Origin of the sequence: Streptomyces sp. DI166 (assembly GCF_900091315.1) — a bacterium.
Lineage (GTDB): Bacteria > Actinomycetota > Actinomycetes > Streptomycetales > Streptomycetaceae > Streptomyces > Streptomyces fuscus.
This window is the reverse complement of the sequence record NZ_FLSP01000146.1, coordinates 1-14,357: the sequence shown is the minus strand read 5'-3', so window position 1 is coordinate 14,357 and position 14,357 is coordinate 1. Positions and strand designations below refer to the sequence as shown.

The following is a 14,357-nucleotide window of genomic DNA, read 5'->3' as shown; positions in this document are numbered from 1 at the left end:
CAGACGACCGCCGCCCCCGGGACTGCGCGGCAACCACCACGCCCCCGCCGAAGGACCGGGGGCCATGGCACGCCTCCCGACGGACCGAAGGGTCACAGCACCCCCGGACTGCCCAAGTCACGGCCACGCACCCCCCACCACCACGGCCCCCTTCCGGATGGCCCAAGCAGAAAGGCGGGGCGGGCATTCGCACCATAGCGTGGCGGATAGTCAAGTTCCGTCCGCTTCATGGAGGTACACCCCATGTCGTTCCGCTCCCGCCTCGCCATATCCGTCGCCGTCGGCGCTCTTGTCGCCGCGGCTGCCGCCTCCCCCGCAGTCGCCGGTGACGACTGGGGCGGGCATCACGAGAAGCACCCCAAGCTGTACAAGGGGGTCGTCACCGCCGACACCCTGCTGCTGCGCAGCGCGCCGCACCGGGGCAGTCATGTCATCCGGACCGCGCACCGCGGACAGGTCGTGAAGATCTTCTGCAAGACGGTCGGCCAGAACATCCAGGGCAACCCGCTGTGGTACCTGCTGCCCGACGGCACCTGGGCCTGGGGCTCGGCCCGGTACATCAAGAACATCGGGCCCGCGCCACGCTGGTGCTGAGCCACAAGGCACACAAGACGCCCTATTTGGGTAAGTTCCGGACATGATCAAGGCCGGAACCACCGAGGCGAGAGCGGACGCACCCGCACCCGCCGTACGCCTCCCCCGGCGCCGTGGCATCGAACTGGCCCTCATCGTCGTGGCCGTCCTGCTCTCCGTGTACGGCTACTGCGCGGTCGGTATCGCCCGCCACGGCGCCGTCCCGCCCGGCGCCGCCGGTTACGGCGCCGGGCTCGGCGTGCTGGCGCTGGTCGCCCATCTGGCGGTGCGGCTGCGGGCGCCGGACGCGGACCCGCTGCTGCTGCCGATCGGTGTGCTGCTCAACGGGCTCGGCCTGGTGCTGATCTACCGGCTCGACCTGGAGACCCCGGGCGACCGGGCGGCCCCCGCCCAACTCGTGTGGTCCACGCTGGGCGTGGCGTTCTTCATCGTCACCGTCGTCCTGCTGCGCGACCACCGCGTGCTCCAGCGCTACGCGTACGTCTGCGTGGCCGGCGCGCTCGCGCTGCTGGTGCTGCCGATCCTCTTCCCCGCCGTGAACGGCGCCCGGATCTGGATCCGGATCGCGGGATTCTCCATCCAGCCGGGCGAGTTCGCGAAGGTGCTGCTGGCGGTGTTCTTCGCCGCGTACCTGGCCGCGAACCGGGGCGCGCTGGCGTACGCGGGCCGCCGGGTGTGGTGGCTGCAACTGCCCACCGGGCGGGTGCTCGGTCCGATCGTCTCGATCTGGCTGCTCAGCGTCCTGGTGCTGGTCCTGGAACGGGACCTGGGCACCTCGCTGTTGTTCTTCGGCCTGTTCGTGGTCCTGCTGTACGTCGCCACCGGGCGCACCGGCTGGATCGCGGTGGGCCTGCTGCTGGCGGCGCTCGGGGCGGTCGCGGTGGGCTGGCTGGAGCCGCATGTGCACAGCAGGGTCGAGGACTGGCTGCACCCGCTCGCCTCCATCGAGGCGGGCAGGGGCCCCAACCAGCTCTCCCAGTCGCTGTTCGCCTTCGCCTCCGGCGGCATCCTGGGCACCGGCCTGGGGCTCGGCCACTCCGTGCTGATCGGGTTCGCCGTGAAGTCGGACTTCATCCTGGCCACCGCGGGCGAGGAGCTGGGCCTGGCCGGGCTGTCGGCGATCTTCCTGCTCTACGGCCTGCTGGTGGAGCGCGGCTACCGGGCGGGCCTCGCCCTGCGCGACCCCTTCGGGCAGCTGCTCGCGGTGGGGCTCGCCTCGATCGTGGCCCTCCAGGTCTTCGTGATCGCGGGCGGGGTGACCGGGCTGATCCCGCTGACCGGCATGGCGATGCCGTTCCTGGCGCAGGGCGGCTCGTCGGTGGTCACCAACTGGGCGATCGTGGCGCTGCTGGTCCGGCTCAGCGACCGCGCGCGCCGCCCGTACGACCAGGGGCCGGCGTGACCCGGCACATCCGGTTCGCCGCCGTCCTGTGCGTGCTGCTGCTGGTGGCGCTGCTGGTGAACGCCACGCGACTGCAGGTCTTCCAGGCCGCCGACTACGAGGACAACCCGGCCAACCGGCGGCAGACCATCGCCCGGTACGGGCAGCCGCGCGGGAACATCCTCGTCGGCGGCCGTCCGATCACCGGCTCCAAGGACACCGGGGAGCAACTGCGCTACGAACGCACTTACCTGGACGGGCCGTTGTACGCACCGGTGACCGGCTTCGCCTCGCAGGTGTACGGCACCTCGCTGCTGGAGGACACCGAGGACGGGGTGCTGTCCGGCGCCGATCCGATGCTGGCGCCGTTCCCGCTGCTGGGCGATCTGACCCGGGCCCGGAACGCGGGCGGCGATGTGGTCACGACCCTGCACGAGGGCGCGCAGCGGGCGGCGTACGAGGGGCTCGGCGGCCGCACGGGCGCGGTGGCCGCCGTTGAGCCGTCCAGCGGACGCATCCTGGCGCTGGTGTCGACCCCGTCGTACAACCCGGAGGCGCTGTCGGGCAACGGGCCCTCGGTGGAGCGGTCCTGGGTCGGGCTGAACGAGGACCCGGACAAGCCGATGCTCAACAGGGCGGCGCGGCAGACGTATCCGCCGGGGTCGACCTTCAAGGTCGTGACCGCGGCGGCGGCGCTGGACGCGGGGGTGGTCACCGACGTGGACGAGGCGACCGACTCCCCCGACCCGTACCGGCTGCCGGGGAGTTCGACGAGTCTGACGAACGAGGCGGAGGGGTGCGCGGACGCCTCCTTGCGGGCGGCGTTCATGTGGTCGTGCAACACGGTGTTCGCGAAGCTCGGGGTGCGGGTGGGGGTGGGCGATCTGGCGGCCACCGCGCAGGCGTTCGGGTTCAACGGGACGGGGATGCGCATTCCGTACGCGGTGGCGCCGAGCACCTTCGACACCTCCGTGGACGCGGCGCAGCTCGCGCTGTCCGCGATCGGGCAGTACAACACCCGGGCGACGCCGCTGCAGATGGCGATGGTGGCGGCGGCCGTGGCGAACGGGGGGCAGGTGCGCGAGCCGTATCTGGTGGAGCGGACGACGCGGCGGGACGGGGCGACGCTGGACACGGCCGGGCCGCGTCCGGTGCGGCAGGCGATGCATCCGGCGACCGCGGTGCGGCTGCGGGAGCTGATGGAGGACGTGGTGCGCGAGGGCACCGGCACCAACGCGGCGATCCCGGGGGCGACCGTGGGCGGCAAGACCGGTACCGCGCAGCACGGCATCGGTAACTCCGGTACGCCGTACGCCTGGTTCGTCTCCTGGGCGCAGGGCGAGCGGGACGTCGAGCCGAAGGTGGCGGTCGCGGTGGTGGTCGAGGACGCGGACGCGGACCGCGGGGAGATCAGCGGCGGCGGGGACGCGGCGCCGATCGCCCGGGCGGTGATGGAGGCGGTGCTCGGTGGGTGAGACGGGGGTGTCCGGACGGGCGCCGACCGACCTAACGTTCGGTCCATGACCGCCGCATTCGAACTCGCCCAGGTGAACATCGCACGGCTCAAAGCCCCCCTCGATTCCCCCCAGTTGAAGGACTTCGTCGACAACCTCGACCCCGTCAACGCCGACGCCGACGCGGCGGACGGCTTCGTCTGGCGGCTGCAGAGCGAGGAGGGCGACGCCACCGACATTTCCGTGTTCGGGGACGAGTGGCTGATCATCAACATGTCGGTGTGGCGGAACACCGACGCGCTGACCGCGTACATGTACCAGGGCCGCCACCGGGAGATGCTGGCGCGGCGGCGCGAGTGGTTCGAGAAGGTGCAGGAAGCCATGGTGGCGCTGTGGTGGGTCCCGGCCGGGCAACGCCCGACGGTCGCCGAGGCGGAGGCGCGGCTGCTGCACCTGCGCGCCAACGGGCCGACGCCGTACGCCTTCACGCTGCGCACCTCGTTCCCGCCGGGGGCGGCTCAGCCGGTGTTCGGCGAGGTGCCGGAAGGGCTCGGCTGCTCGGTCTGAGGCCCGCCGAGCCGTCATCCGCTCCGCCGCGCGGTAGACGAACCGTCAAGCGGTAGACGCACAGTCAATCGGTAGACGAAGAGTCAACAAGTACCGCGCGGGGGATTGACGCGCTTGCTGACAGGCAGTCTCATAAGAGAACGGAGGGTGTGACCCCGGGTAACGAGTTGGGAGAACCATGACGACGCTCACCGATGCCGACGCGATCGAAGGGCTGCGTGACGCGCTGGGCCTGCTGAAGGACCGGGAACAGGTGGCCGAGCGGCTGCTCGACTCCTCCGCCAAGCACTCCTTCGACCCCGACAAGGAGCTGGACTGGGACGCGCCCTTCGAGGAGGGCAAGTGGTTCTGGCCGCCGGAGCTGGTGTCGCTGTACGACACCCCGATGTGGAAGCGGATGAGCGAGGAACAGCGCATCCTGCTCTCCCAGCACGAGGCGGCGGCGCTGGCCTCGCTCGGCATCTGGTTCGAGCTGATCCTGATGCAACTGCTGGTGCGGCACATCTACGACAAGGCGGCGACGAGCGCCCATGTGCGGTACGCGCTCACCGAGATCGAGGACGAGTGCCGCCACTCGAAGATGTTCGCGCGGGTGATCTCCCGCGGCGGGACGCCGTGGTACCCGGTGAGCCGGGCCCACCAGAACCTGGGGCGCCTGTTCAAGACGATCTCGACGACCCCGGGGTCCTTCACCGCGACGCTGCTCGGCGAGGAGGTCCTGGACTGGATGCAGCGGCTGACCTTCCCGGACGAGCGGGTGCAGCCGCTGATCAGGGGCGTGACGCGGATCCACGTCGTGGAGGAGGCCCGCCATGTCCGGTACGCCCGGGAGGAGCTGCGCCGCCAGATGGTGACGGCGCCGCGCTGGTCGCAGGAGTTCACGCGGGTCACCTCCGGGGAGTTCGCCCGGGTGTTCTCGGTGGCCTTCGTCAACCCCGAGGTCTACACGAACGTCGGCCTCGACAAGCGCGAGGCCATGGCCCAGGTGAAGGCGAGCGCGCACCGCCGCGAGGTCATGCAGACGGGGGCGAAGCGGCTCACCGACTTCCTGGACGACATCGGGGTGCTGCGGGGCGTCGGCCGACGGCTGTGGAGGTCCTCGGGGCTGCTGGCCTAGCGAGGGCTCGAACAAGCCGGTACGGGGCGGCCGCGGGGCAGGTACAGCGGTTACTCTGCACGTCATGAGCCCTTCGGCCCCCACGCCCGCCTACCGACGTCTCAGTGTCGAGGAGCGGCGGAACCAGCTGCTGGCCGCCGCTCTGTCGCTGTTTGCCCACCGGGCACCGGACGAGGTGTCGCTCGACGACGTGGCGGAGGCGGCGGGGGTGTCGCGGCCCCTGGTGTACCGGTACTTCCCCGGCGGCAAGCAGCAGCTCTACGAGGCCGCGCTGCGCTCCGCCGCCGACGAGCTGGAGCAGTGCTTCGACGAACCCCGGGAGGGCCCGCGCATCGCGCGCCTGGGACGTGCCCTGGACCGCTACCTCACCTTCGTCGACGAGCACGACGCCGGGTTCAGCGCGCTGCTGCAGGGCGGCAGCGTGGTGGAGACCTCGCGCACGACCTCCATCGTGGACGGGGTACGGCGGGCCGCGGCCGACCACATCCTGAGCCATCTGGAGGTCACCGAGCCGGGCCTGCACCTGCGTATGACCGTCAAGCTGTGGATCACCTCCTGCGAGGCGGCGTCCCTGCTCTGGCTCGACGAGGGCAAGCAGCCCCCCGCGGCGGAGCTGCGCGACTGGCTGGTCGACCAGTTCCTCGCGGTCCTCTCCGTCACCGGCACCCGCGACCCGCAGACCGCCGCCCTGGTCCGGGCCCTCGCCGAGGATGCCTGACACTGTTCCGGTGAAGAGCGAAGACACCCCCTTCGAGGGCGGCCCCATGGACGGCCGGGTCCTCCCCGTCCTCCTGGGCCTCACCGGGCACCCGCCCAAGACCTACCGCATCCCGGTCCCCGCCCCCGACGGCGGCGAGCCGACGGTCCTGCTCTACAGCCGGGTGCCCCGCGTCGAGGGCCGCGCCCACGTGGGCCTCAGCCGGCGCTGGAAGTACGTCTACGACCCGGAGGGGCGGCACGTGCACCGGCTGAAGTGGCCCTGGTCGAAGCCAGACGCCACGCCGCGCGGCAAGCCGGACGACGCGGACGGGTGACGCGGTTGCGCCGAACCGCGCACAGTCGGCGCGCGGTCCCGGCGAGGGCGTTCGATGCTCGCGGTGCGGGGCAGAGGGGCTGCCCGTGCCGGAGGTGATGACGTGTCAGGAAGGCTTCTGCGTCTGGTGTGTACGGCCGCCACGGTGGCCTGCGCCGTCCTCGCACCGGTTCCCGCGGCCGCCGTACCGGAACCCGGCGAGCCCACCGTCGCACGGCTGCTGACGGATCTTCAGCGGCTGTACCGGGAGGCGGAGCGGGCCACCGAGACGTACAACGCCACCGAGGAGAAGCTCAAGCGGCAGCGGGCCGAGGTCAAGCGCCTGGACGGGGAACTCGCCCGGGTACGGCTCTCGCTGCACGACCGGCGGGGGGACGCCGGGAGGCTCGCCCGGCAGCAGTACCAGAGCAGTACCGAGATCTCCTCCTACGTACAGCTCCTGCTCGCCCGGTCGCCGCAGCACGCGCTCGACCAGGGGCATGTGATCGGGCAGTTGGCCCGGGAGCGGGCCCAGGCCGTGGGGCGGCTGGCCGGGAGCGAGAAGAAGGCCGACGCGCTGGCCCGCAGGGCCCGGGCCGCCCTCGACAAACAGCTCGCCCTCGCCGAACGGCAGAAGAAGGACCGGGACGAGGTCCGGGGGCGGCTGGACGATGTGGAGGAGCTCCTGGCCTCACTCACCCCGGAACAGCTCGACGACATCGCCGAGTTGGAGAGGGAAGGGGTGGAGGCCGCCCAGCAGGACGTCGTCGTCTCCGGAGCGCTCGGGCCGGAGCGGCCGGCCTCCGGGCAGGGCCTGCGGGCCGTGAACTACGCGCTGCGGCAGCTCGGCAAGCCCTACGAGTGGGGCGCCGAGGGGCCACGTACGTACGACTGCTCGGGACTGACCTCACAGGCCTGGGAGCACGCCGGTACCCCGGTCCCCCGTACCAGTCAGGAGCAGTGGGCCCGGCTGCCGAAGGTGCCGCTGGACCGGCTGCGACCCGGTGACCTCGTCGTCTATCACCGGGACGCCACGCACGTGGCGATGTATCTCGGTGAGGGCGAGGTCGTCGAGGCGCCCAGGACCGGTGAGCGGATCAGGGTGTCGCCGATCGCGTCGTACCCGATCCTGGGGGCCGTGCGTCCGGACGGGCCGCAGCCGTCCGGAGGTCAGGAAAGCGAGGCCAGGTAGGCGGCCGTCTTCTCCGGCTCGTAGAAGAAGTTCTCGAAGTCCGCCGGGTTGTCGAAGGCGTTGGCGAAACGGTCCGCCGCGGGCTGGAGCTCGCCGGCCGCGCCGATCAGGTTCAGGATGTGCTCCGGCGGCGGGGCGAGCATGGCGTTGGTCCACTTGGTGACGTGCTGGGCGATCTCCCAGTACCGGTCGAACGTCGCCTGCATCCACTCCTCGTCGAACGGCTTGTCACCGTGTTCGAGGATGGACGCCAGGTACGCCGCCGCGCACTTGGAGGCGGAGTTGGAGCCCTGCCCGGTGATCGGGTCGTTGGCGACGACCACGTCGGCGACGCCGAGTACCAGGCCACCGCCGGGGAGCCGGCCGATCGGGTTGCGGACCGTGGGCGCGTACCGCCCGGCCAGGGTGCCGCCGGCGTCGGTCAGTTCGACGTTCGTCGCCCGCGCGTACTCCCACGGCGTGTACCGCTCCATGAGTTCCAGGGTCAGGGAGAGGTGCTCCCGCGGGTCCTTGACGCCGTTGAAGACGTCCAGCGGGCCGCCGGGTATGCCCTCCCAGAACAGGATGTCGGCGCGCCCGGAGGTGGTGAACGTCGGCATGATGAACAGCTCGCCGACACCGGGGACCAGATTGCAGCGGGCCGCGTCGAACTCCGGGTGCTCCGGGCGCGGGCCGAGACCGTGCACGTAGGCCACCGCGAGGGCGCGCTGCGGCTCGCTGTACGGGGAGCGCTCCGGGTCCCGGGCGAACATGGACACCAGCTCGCCCTTGCCCGCCGACACCAGCACCAGGTCGTAGGTGCGGGAGAAGTAGTCCAGGTCGCCGACGGCCGCGCCGTGGATGACCAGCTGGCCGCCGCGCTGGGCGAAGGTCTCCATCCAGCCGGCCATCTTCACCCGCTGGTCCACGGACTGGGCGTACCCGTCCAGCTTCCCCACCCAGTCGATCGCGCGCGCCGCCGGGCCCTCGGCCCAGGAGCCGGGCGCCGCCACCGAGACGCCGAGCCCTTCGATCTTCGGGGCCTGGGACTCCCAGAAGTTCAGCTGGAGATCGCGCTCGTGCTGCAGCGCCGTGTGGAACATGCACTGCGTCGACATGACCCGGCCGGCGCGGATCTCGTCCGCGGTCCGGTTGGACATGAGGGTGACCTCGTACCCGTGCGACTGGAGTCCGAGGGCGAGCTGGAGGCCGGACTGGCCGGCCCCGACGACGAGTATCTTCCGCATGCGGGTGGTGGCTCCTTGGTCGGGACGGGATACGTCGGGCTGGGGACTTCGGGACGTCGGGCTGGGGACGTCGTTACTGGCGGAAACGGGTCAGGGCGGCGCCGGTCTACTCGGGGGTCTCGTCGAGCGCGTGGCCCACAAGGGCCAGAAGGGTCTCGATCACCGAGATCCGGACCCGCGCGTCCATGATCATGACAGGTATGTGCTTCGGGATGGTCAGTGCCTCGCGCACGTCCTCCGGCTCGAACCGCTCACTGCCGTCGAAGTGGTTGACCGCCACGACGTACGGCAGCCCGCAGCTCTCGAAGTAGTCCAGCGCCGGGAAGCAGTCCTTCAGGCGCCGGGTGTCGGCCATCACCACCGCGCCGATCGCGCCGCGCACCAGGTCGTCCCACATGAACCAGAACCGCTGCTGACCCGGTGTGCCGAACAGGTAGAGCACCAGGTCGTCGTCGAGCGTGATGCGGCCGAAGTCCATGGCCACGGTGGTGGTCAGCTTCTGCGGGGTGGCGCTGAGGTCGTCGGTCTCCTCGCTCGCCTCGGTCATCAGCGCCTCGGTCTGCAGGGGCGTGATCTCCGAGACGGCGGTGACCAGCGTGGTCTTGCCGACGCCGAACCCGCCCGCCACGACGATCTTCGTGGCTATGGGGGCCCGGGTACGGTCCGTCTGCCAGGACTTCAGTTCTCTGTCGGAGTCTTCAAAGACGACGGAGTCCACTCAGCACCCTTTCGAGCAGAGCGCGGTCCGGACGTCCGGTGCCATGACCGGTGCCGGTGCCGTATACACGGATCTTTCCCTGGTCCGCGAGGTCGCTGAGCAGCACGCGGACCACGCCGAGCGGCATCCTCAGCAGCGCGGCGATCTCGGCCACCGTGCGCATGCGGCGGCACAGTTCGACAATGGCCCGCGCCTCCGGCATGACCCGGGTGTTGAGGGAACCATTCTCCAGTTCCTTGCGGCCCTCGGGAGCCTCCAGCGCGGCGACGAAGGTCTCCACGAGGAGGACGTGGCCGAAGCGGGTACGGCCGCCGGTCAGGGAGTACGGGCGTACCCGGGCGGGTTTGCGGTCGGCGCCGCGGACGGGGAGCTTCTTCGGACTGCCACTGGTCATCGGGGACTCCCGGTCGACTCGGCTTCCAGGGATTTCCTCAGCTCGCTGCGGAGTTCGGGGGTGAGGACGTGGCCGGCGCGGCCGACGAACAGGGCCATGTGGTAGGCGACCACGCTCATGTCGCAGTCGGCGGAGCCGTGCACGCCGAGCAGGGAGCCGTCGCTGATGGACATCACGAACAGACTGCCCTCGTCCATCGCGACCATCGTGTGCCTGACCCCGCCGTACTCCATCAGGCGGGCGGCGCCGACGGTGAGGCTGCCGATGCCGGAGACGACGGTGGCGAGGTCGGCGGAGGAGCCGCGGGGGCCGCTCGGGCGGTCGGTGCGCTTCTCCCTTGCCTCCTCGTTGCGCCCGGGGTCCGAGGAGAGCAGGAGCAGGCCGTCGGAGGAGACGACGGCGACGGATTCGATGCCGGGGACTTCCTCCACCAGGTTGGTCAGCAGCCAGTGCAGGTTGCGGGCTTCACTGCTCAGTCCGAAGGTACTCGGCGCGGTCAACTGCTTGCCTCCTCGACTGTGCCCCCCGTGGCTTCTTCGGATTGCGGTGCCTTGTTCTGGCCCGTCTTTTCGGCGATTTCTGCTTCTACGTCGCGGTAGCCGGCCTCCGCCCCCCGGCGGAAACCGCCCAGCCTCCTGCGGAGGGCTTCGGCGTCGACGGAACCGCGGCGCTGGCGCGGCGGCTCCTGTGGTGCGGTGATCTTCGGGGTGCGCTTGGGCAGGCCCTTGTCGGTGAGCAGCTCCTCGGTGGGGCGGGAGTGCTCGGTCTCGGCTTCGGTGTCGGTCCCGGCTGCGGTGTCGGTGTCGGCTGCAGTGTCGGTCCCGGCTGCGGTGCCGGTGTCGGCGGCTATCGGCTGCTTGGTGGGCTGGTGCGGGACTCCGGGTGTTTCGGGGTCCGTGGTCGGGGTGGTGTGCTCGGTTTCGGTGGAGGGCTGTTCGTGCCGCCCCTGCTTCTCCGGCTCTTCGGGCTGCCCCTGCTCTTCCGGCTTCTCCTGCTTTTCCGGAAGGAGGAGTTCCATCGTCGTCTCGGACGGGGACTCCGGGTGCGCGGGAGCCTCTTCGGGGGCCGTCTCCTCGGGGGCCGCAGCCGCCGGGGCCGACTCCTCGGGCGCCGCCGCCGCGGGCCCCGCCTCCTCGAACGCCTTCTCCGCCAGTTCCACCAGCCGGTCGCCCTTGCCCCGGCTTCCGTGCAGGACGTTGGAGTTGGCCTCCGCGTCGGCGCCGGGGACCGTGGTCGGGGCCTGCGGGCTGGAGGCGCTGGCCAGGAGGGACTGCGGGAGGACGGTGACCGCCGCGATGCCGCCCTGCTTCTGGTCGCGGAGCTGGACGCGGACGCCATGGCGGTGCGCGAGGCGGGCCACCACGTACAGGCCGAGGCCGAGGCCGTCCTCGCCCTCCTGGTCGTAGGCGACCTCGGGGTCGAACTCGGAGAGGCGGGCGTTGAGGCGGGACATGCGGTCGTCCGTCATGCCGATGCCCTCGTCCTGGACGGAGAGCATGACCTCGCCGTTCTCCAGGAGCCAGCCGGAGACCTCGACGGGCGCCTCCGGCGGGGAGAACGCGGTGGCGTTCTCCATCAGTTCGGCCAGCAGGTGCGAGAGGTCGTCCGCGGCGATGCCCGCGATGTGGGCGTGCGGGGGCAGGGCCGCGATACGGACCCGCTCGTACCGCTCGATCTCGCTGACCGCCGCGCGGACCACGTCCACCAGCGGCACCGGACCCGCGCTGTGCTGGACGTGCTCGGCGCCCGCCAGGACGAGCAGGTTCTCGCTGTGCCGGCGCATGACCGTCGCGAAGTGGTCCAGCTTGAACAGGGTGGCGAGCCGGTCGGGGTCCTGCTCCCGCTCCTCCAGGCCCTCGATGACGGCCAGTTGACGCTCCACCAGGCCCAGTGTGCGCAGGGCGAGGTTGACGAAGGTGGAGCCGATGCTGGTGCGCAGGCGCTCCAACTGGGCCGCGGACTCGGCGAGTTCGCTGCGCAGGTCCTCGCGCGCGTCGGCCATCTTCTGGCGCTGGCCCACCAGGTGCTTGCGGTCGGACTCCAGGGTCGCGACCCGCTCGTGCAGGGCGACGGCCTGCGCGTGCAGGGTGTTGACGGAGTCGACGACCTTGGCGAACTCGTCCTTGCGGCCGGTGAACCGCACCGGCTCCTCCGCGGACGGGTCGGCGGCGCCCGCGAGGCGGGCCGAGCCCAGGCGCAGCACGGCGAGCGGGCGGGTGAGACTGCGGGCCATGCCGGTGGCGACGCCGATGGCGAGCAGCACCAGCACGCCGAGGATCGCGATCCGGATCTCCAGCTCGGTGACGTCGTCGTCGCGCAGTTGGGCGAGGTCCTTGGTACGCCGGTCGTGCAGGGCGGACTCGGCGCCGCGCATCATCTCCACGCGGGCGGACAGGGCCGCTTCCAGCTTCTTCACCGAGGTGCCGAGTTCGGCGTCGGAGAGAGTCGGCTGGTCGGTAAGGGAGGCGAGGTACTTCTGGGCGGTCTCGGCCTCGGGGCCGGTGACCGTGGAGTCGTAGGAGGCGACCGACTCCTTGGGCGCGGTGGCGCGGAAGTCGGCGAGGGCGGCGTCGGAGCGCAGCCGGGCCTCCTGGGCGGCGGCGGTGAGCGCGTCGACCTGCTTGGCGTCGGCGGAGCCGGTGACCTGGCGCGGGAGTCCGGTGACGGTGTCGATGACGGTCTCGGTGGTGCGCGGCACGCTGAGCGCGGCGAGCAGCAGTCCGCGGGTGGAGGCCGCCTGCTGTACGGCGGTGTCCAGCTCGGCGAGGGCGTAGGCGCCGGAGCCCGCGCGGGGCGGCATCTCCTCGGCCAGCTGCTCGGCGAGGCGGTGGAGTTCGGTCAGCGCGGTGGAATACGCCTTGTGCGTGTCGAGAGCGCTGCTCTTGCCGGTGAGCGCCGCTCTGCGCAGGGCGGCGATCTCGTCCAGGTCGGCGCGCAGGGAGGCGGGGATGTCGGGGTCGGCGCGCAGTTCCTCGACCAGCCGGTCGACGCGGGCGCCGCGCTGCTCCGAGGGCGCCTTGTCCTTGGGGCGGCCGGCGGCGACGTAGGAGGTGACCTCGTCGCGTTCGTCGGCGAGCGAGTGGGCGAGCGCGAGGGCGTCCTCGGTCTGCTCGGAGAGGGTCACCAGCGCCTGGGTGTCGTGCAGTTGCGCGGAGGCGGTGACCAGGGAGGGGGCACCGGCCGCGGCGATGGCGGCGGCGACCACGGCGACGGCGATGATGAGCCGGTTGCGCACATGAGTGGGACGGCCTTTGCCGGCCGCTGTCGGGCCGGTCCCCGCCGTGGTGCCGGGCGTGTGCTCCGGACCCCCTGCGGAGGCCGTCTGCTTGCCTGAGCGACGAGGCCGCGTCTTCTGCACCGGTGCTCGCATTCCGTAACTCGTGATACCCATGGGCCCGGGTGACGCTCCGTCACATGTCGCATACGCCCGGTACGCTTCCCGACCCAACCAGTGCCGGTGGACGGTTCTCGCGCATCACCTGACCCGCCACCCGAAGGAGTGAACCCCGGAGGGGAGTTGGTGGGCAAGTTACCGAGGTGTTGACCGGGGCGGCCAACGGCGGGCCGGTTGGACGTCTGCGGCGGGCGGTGGCAATATTCGCCACCACGTGTGCGCGACGGGCAGCATTACGACCCAAACCAGGCGCCTGACCTGCGCGAGTGCGCCAATCGCGCGAGCATTGCCAGCCTTTGGCGAACCTTGTGAAGGGCTCGTGCAGACTGGCCTGATGCGCACGGAACTTGTTTCGGAACCGGGCGATCCGGCCCGCCCCAATGAGGACTTCGCGAGCGTCGCGCTGCCCGCTTCGGGACAGGGTGGCGCGGTGATCGTCCTGGACGGGGTGACCCCGCCGCGAACTGGCACGGGGTGTCTGCATTCGGTGCCCTGGTTCACCGCACGCCTGGGCGGCGCGCTGACCGAACTGACCGTTTCCCTGCCCGATATTCCGCTTGCCGAGGTCCTGTCCAGGGCGCTCGCCCGGACCGCCGATGCACACCGGGAGACCTGTGACCTTTCTCACCCGCGCACCCCGCAGGCAACCGTCGTCCTGGCCCGTTGGTCGCCCGATTCCGTCGACTATCTGGTGCTGTCGGACTCGACCCTTCTGGTGCGGGCGCCCGACGGCACGGTGACGCCGTACGCCGACGACCGGCTCGCCCGGCTGCCGCGGTCCGCACTGGCCACGAACGCGCTGGTGGACGCCAATCTGCGCAACCGGGAGGGCGGTTTCTTCACGGCCGCCGCCGATCCCTCGGTGGCGGAACGCGCGGTGACCGGGACACTGCCGCGGTCCGGGGTACGGGCGCTGGCCGCGCTGACGGACGGCGCCACACGCTGGGTGGACCGGTTCCGGGAGGGCGACTGGGCGGGCTGCCTGGACGTCGTACGCGAGGAGGGCGCCCAGGCACTGGTCGACCGGGTACGGGCGCTGGAACGGGCGGACACCGAGCGGGTGTTCCTGGGGCGGAGCAAGACCCACGACGACGCCACGGTCGTCCTCGTGGAGTTGTGACCGGGAGAGCCGGAGGCCGGCCGGGCAAGGCGAACCTGTGCGTTCAGCCCTGCCCCTCCATCGCCTGGTTCAACTGCTGGAGCAGGCGGGCCAGTTCCGCGACCTCACGGGGGTCCCAGCCGGACAGGCGGCGGGCGTAGCGGGCGCGCCTGGCCTCGCGGACCTTGCTCACCCGGCCGCGGCCCTCC

The 14,357-nt window shown here is 71.4% G+C and carries 14 protein-coding genes and 1 pseudogene; 9 read left to right on the top strand and 6 right to left on the bottom strand.

Annotation, left to right across the window (positions count from 1 at the left end):
* Positions 1-243: 243 nt before the first annotated feature.
* From GA0115233_RS37710 to GA0115233_RS37675, 8 genes are all read left to right on the top strand, one after another.
* Positions 244-594, top strand: a complete 351-nt coding sequence (locus tag GA0115233_RS37710) for an SH3 domain-containing protein (RefSeq protein WP_093724972.1) — start codon at positions 244-246, stop codon at positions 592-594.
* 43 nt (positions 595-637) lie between these two features.
* Positions 638-1,996 (top strand): FtsW/RodA/SpoVE family cell cycle protein, encoded by a 1,359-nt coding sequence (locus GA0115233_RS37705; RefSeq protein ID WP_093724970.1) that lies wholly within the window; start codon positions 638-640, stop codon positions 1,994-1,996.
* The gene (locus GA0115233_RS37700) at positions 1,993-3,450 is read left to right on the top strand and encodes a penicillin-binding transpeptidase domain-containing protein (RefSeq protein ID WP_093724968.1); all 1,458 of its coding nucleotides are present in this window, start codon (positions 1,993-1,995) and stop codon (positions 3,448-3,450) included. Before GA0115233_RS37705 ends, GA0115233_RS37700 begins: the two co-directional genes overlap by 4 nt.
* A 45-nt stretch (positions 3,451-3,495) precedes the next feature.
* On the top strand, positions 3,496-3,996 hold the full coding sequence (locus GA0115233_RS37695; RefSeq protein WP_093724966.1) for a DUF3291 domain-containing protein: 501 nt from the start codon (positions 3,496-3,498) through the stop codon (positions 3,994-3,996).
* A 178-nt stretch (positions 3,997-4,174) separates the two neighbouring features.
* Positions 4,175-5,113 carry an AurF N-oxygenase family protein gene (locus GA0115233_RS37690; RefSeq protein WP_093724964.1) on the top strand — a complete coding sequence of 313 codons (939 nt, stop codon included), beginning with the start codon at positions 4,175-4,177 and terminating at the stop codon, positions 5,111-5,113.
* A 64-nt stretch (positions 5,114-5,177) separates the two neighbouring features.
* Entirely contained in the window at positions 5,178-5,831 is a 654-nt protein-coding gene (locus GA0115233_RS37685; protein ID WP_093724962.1) for a TetR/AcrR family transcriptional regulator, read from the top strand.
* A gap of 10 nt (positions 5,832-5,841) precedes the next feature.
* Positions 5,842-6,147: a hypothetical protein gene (locus tag GA0115233_RS37680; protein ID WP_093724960.1), complete on the top strand. Its 306-nt coding sequence runs from the start codon at positions 5,842-5,844 to the stop codon at positions 6,145-6,147.
* Positions 6,148-6,249: 102 nt separating this feature from the next.
* Positions 6,250-7,317 carry a C40 family peptidase gene (locus GA0115233_RS37675; protein WP_093724958.1) on the top strand — a complete coding sequence of 356 codons (1,068 nt, stop codon included), beginning with the start codon at positions 6,250-6,252 and terminating at the stop codon, positions 7,315-7,317.
* Here the strand turns inward: GA0115233_RS37675 and GA0115233_RS37670 are convergent.
* The 5 genes from GA0115233_RS37670 to GA0115233_RS37650 all read right to left on the bottom strand — a co-directional run bounded on the left by GA0115233_RS37670 (position 7,296) and on the right by GA0115233_RS37650 (position 13,013).
* The gene (locus GA0115233_RS37670) at positions 7,296-8,543 is read right to left on the bottom strand and encodes a styrene monooxygenase/indole monooxygenase family protein (RefSeq protein WP_093724956.1); all 1,248 of its coding nucleotides are present in this window, start codon (positions 8,541-8,543) and stop codon (positions 7,296-7,298) included. The two genes, GA0115233_RS37675 and GA0115233_RS37670, sit on opposite strands and share 22 nt — an antisense overlap.
* A gap of 106 nt (positions 8,544-8,649) precedes the next feature.
* Positions 8,650-9,261 carry a GTP-binding protein gene (locus tag GA0115233_RS37665; RefSeq protein ID WP_250749438.1) on the bottom strand — a complete coding sequence of 204 codons (612 nt, stop codon included), beginning with the start codon at positions 9,259-9,261 and terminating at the stop codon, positions 8,650-8,652.
* Positions 9,242-9,655 (bottom strand): DUF742 domain-containing protein, encoded by a 414-nt coding sequence (locus GA0115233_RS37660; RefSeq protein WP_093724954.1) that lies wholly within the window; start codon positions 9,653-9,655, stop codon positions 9,242-9,244. Before GA0115233_RS37660 ends, GA0115233_RS37665 begins: the two co-directional genes overlap by 20 nt.
* Positions 9,652-10,155: a roadblock/LC7 domain-containing protein gene (locus tag GA0115233_RS37655; RefSeq protein WP_093724952.1), complete on the bottom strand. Its 504-nt coding sequence runs from the start codon at positions 10,153-10,155 to the stop codon at positions 9,652-9,654. The genes GA0115233_RS37660 and GA0115233_RS37655 overlap by 4 nt, the downstream gene beginning before the upstream one ends.
* On the bottom strand, positions 10,152-13,013 hold the full coding sequence (locus GA0115233_RS37650; RefSeq protein ID WP_304363121.1) for a sensor histidine kinase: 2,862 nt from the start codon (positions 13,011-13,013) through the stop codon (positions 10,152-10,154). Before GA0115233_RS37650 ends, GA0115233_RS37655 begins: the two co-directional genes overlap by 4 nt.
* Positions 13,014-13,383: 370 nt before the next feature.
* On the opposite strand from GA0115233_RS37650, the gene GA0115233_RS37645 reads away from it, so the two are divergent.
* Positions 13,384-14,169: a protein phosphatase 2C domain-containing protein gene (locus tag GA0115233_RS37645; protein WP_093724948.1), complete on the top strand. Its 786-nt coding sequence runs from the start codon at positions 13,384-13,386 to the stop codon at positions 14,167-14,169.
* A 43-nt stretch (positions 14,170-14,212) separates the two neighbouring features.
* Here GA0115233_RS37645 and GA0115233_RS42105 read toward each other — a convergent pair.
* A pseudogene (locus tag GA0115233_RS42105) lies at positions 14,213-14,357 on the bottom strand (MarR family transcriptional regulator); the annotation flags it as partial.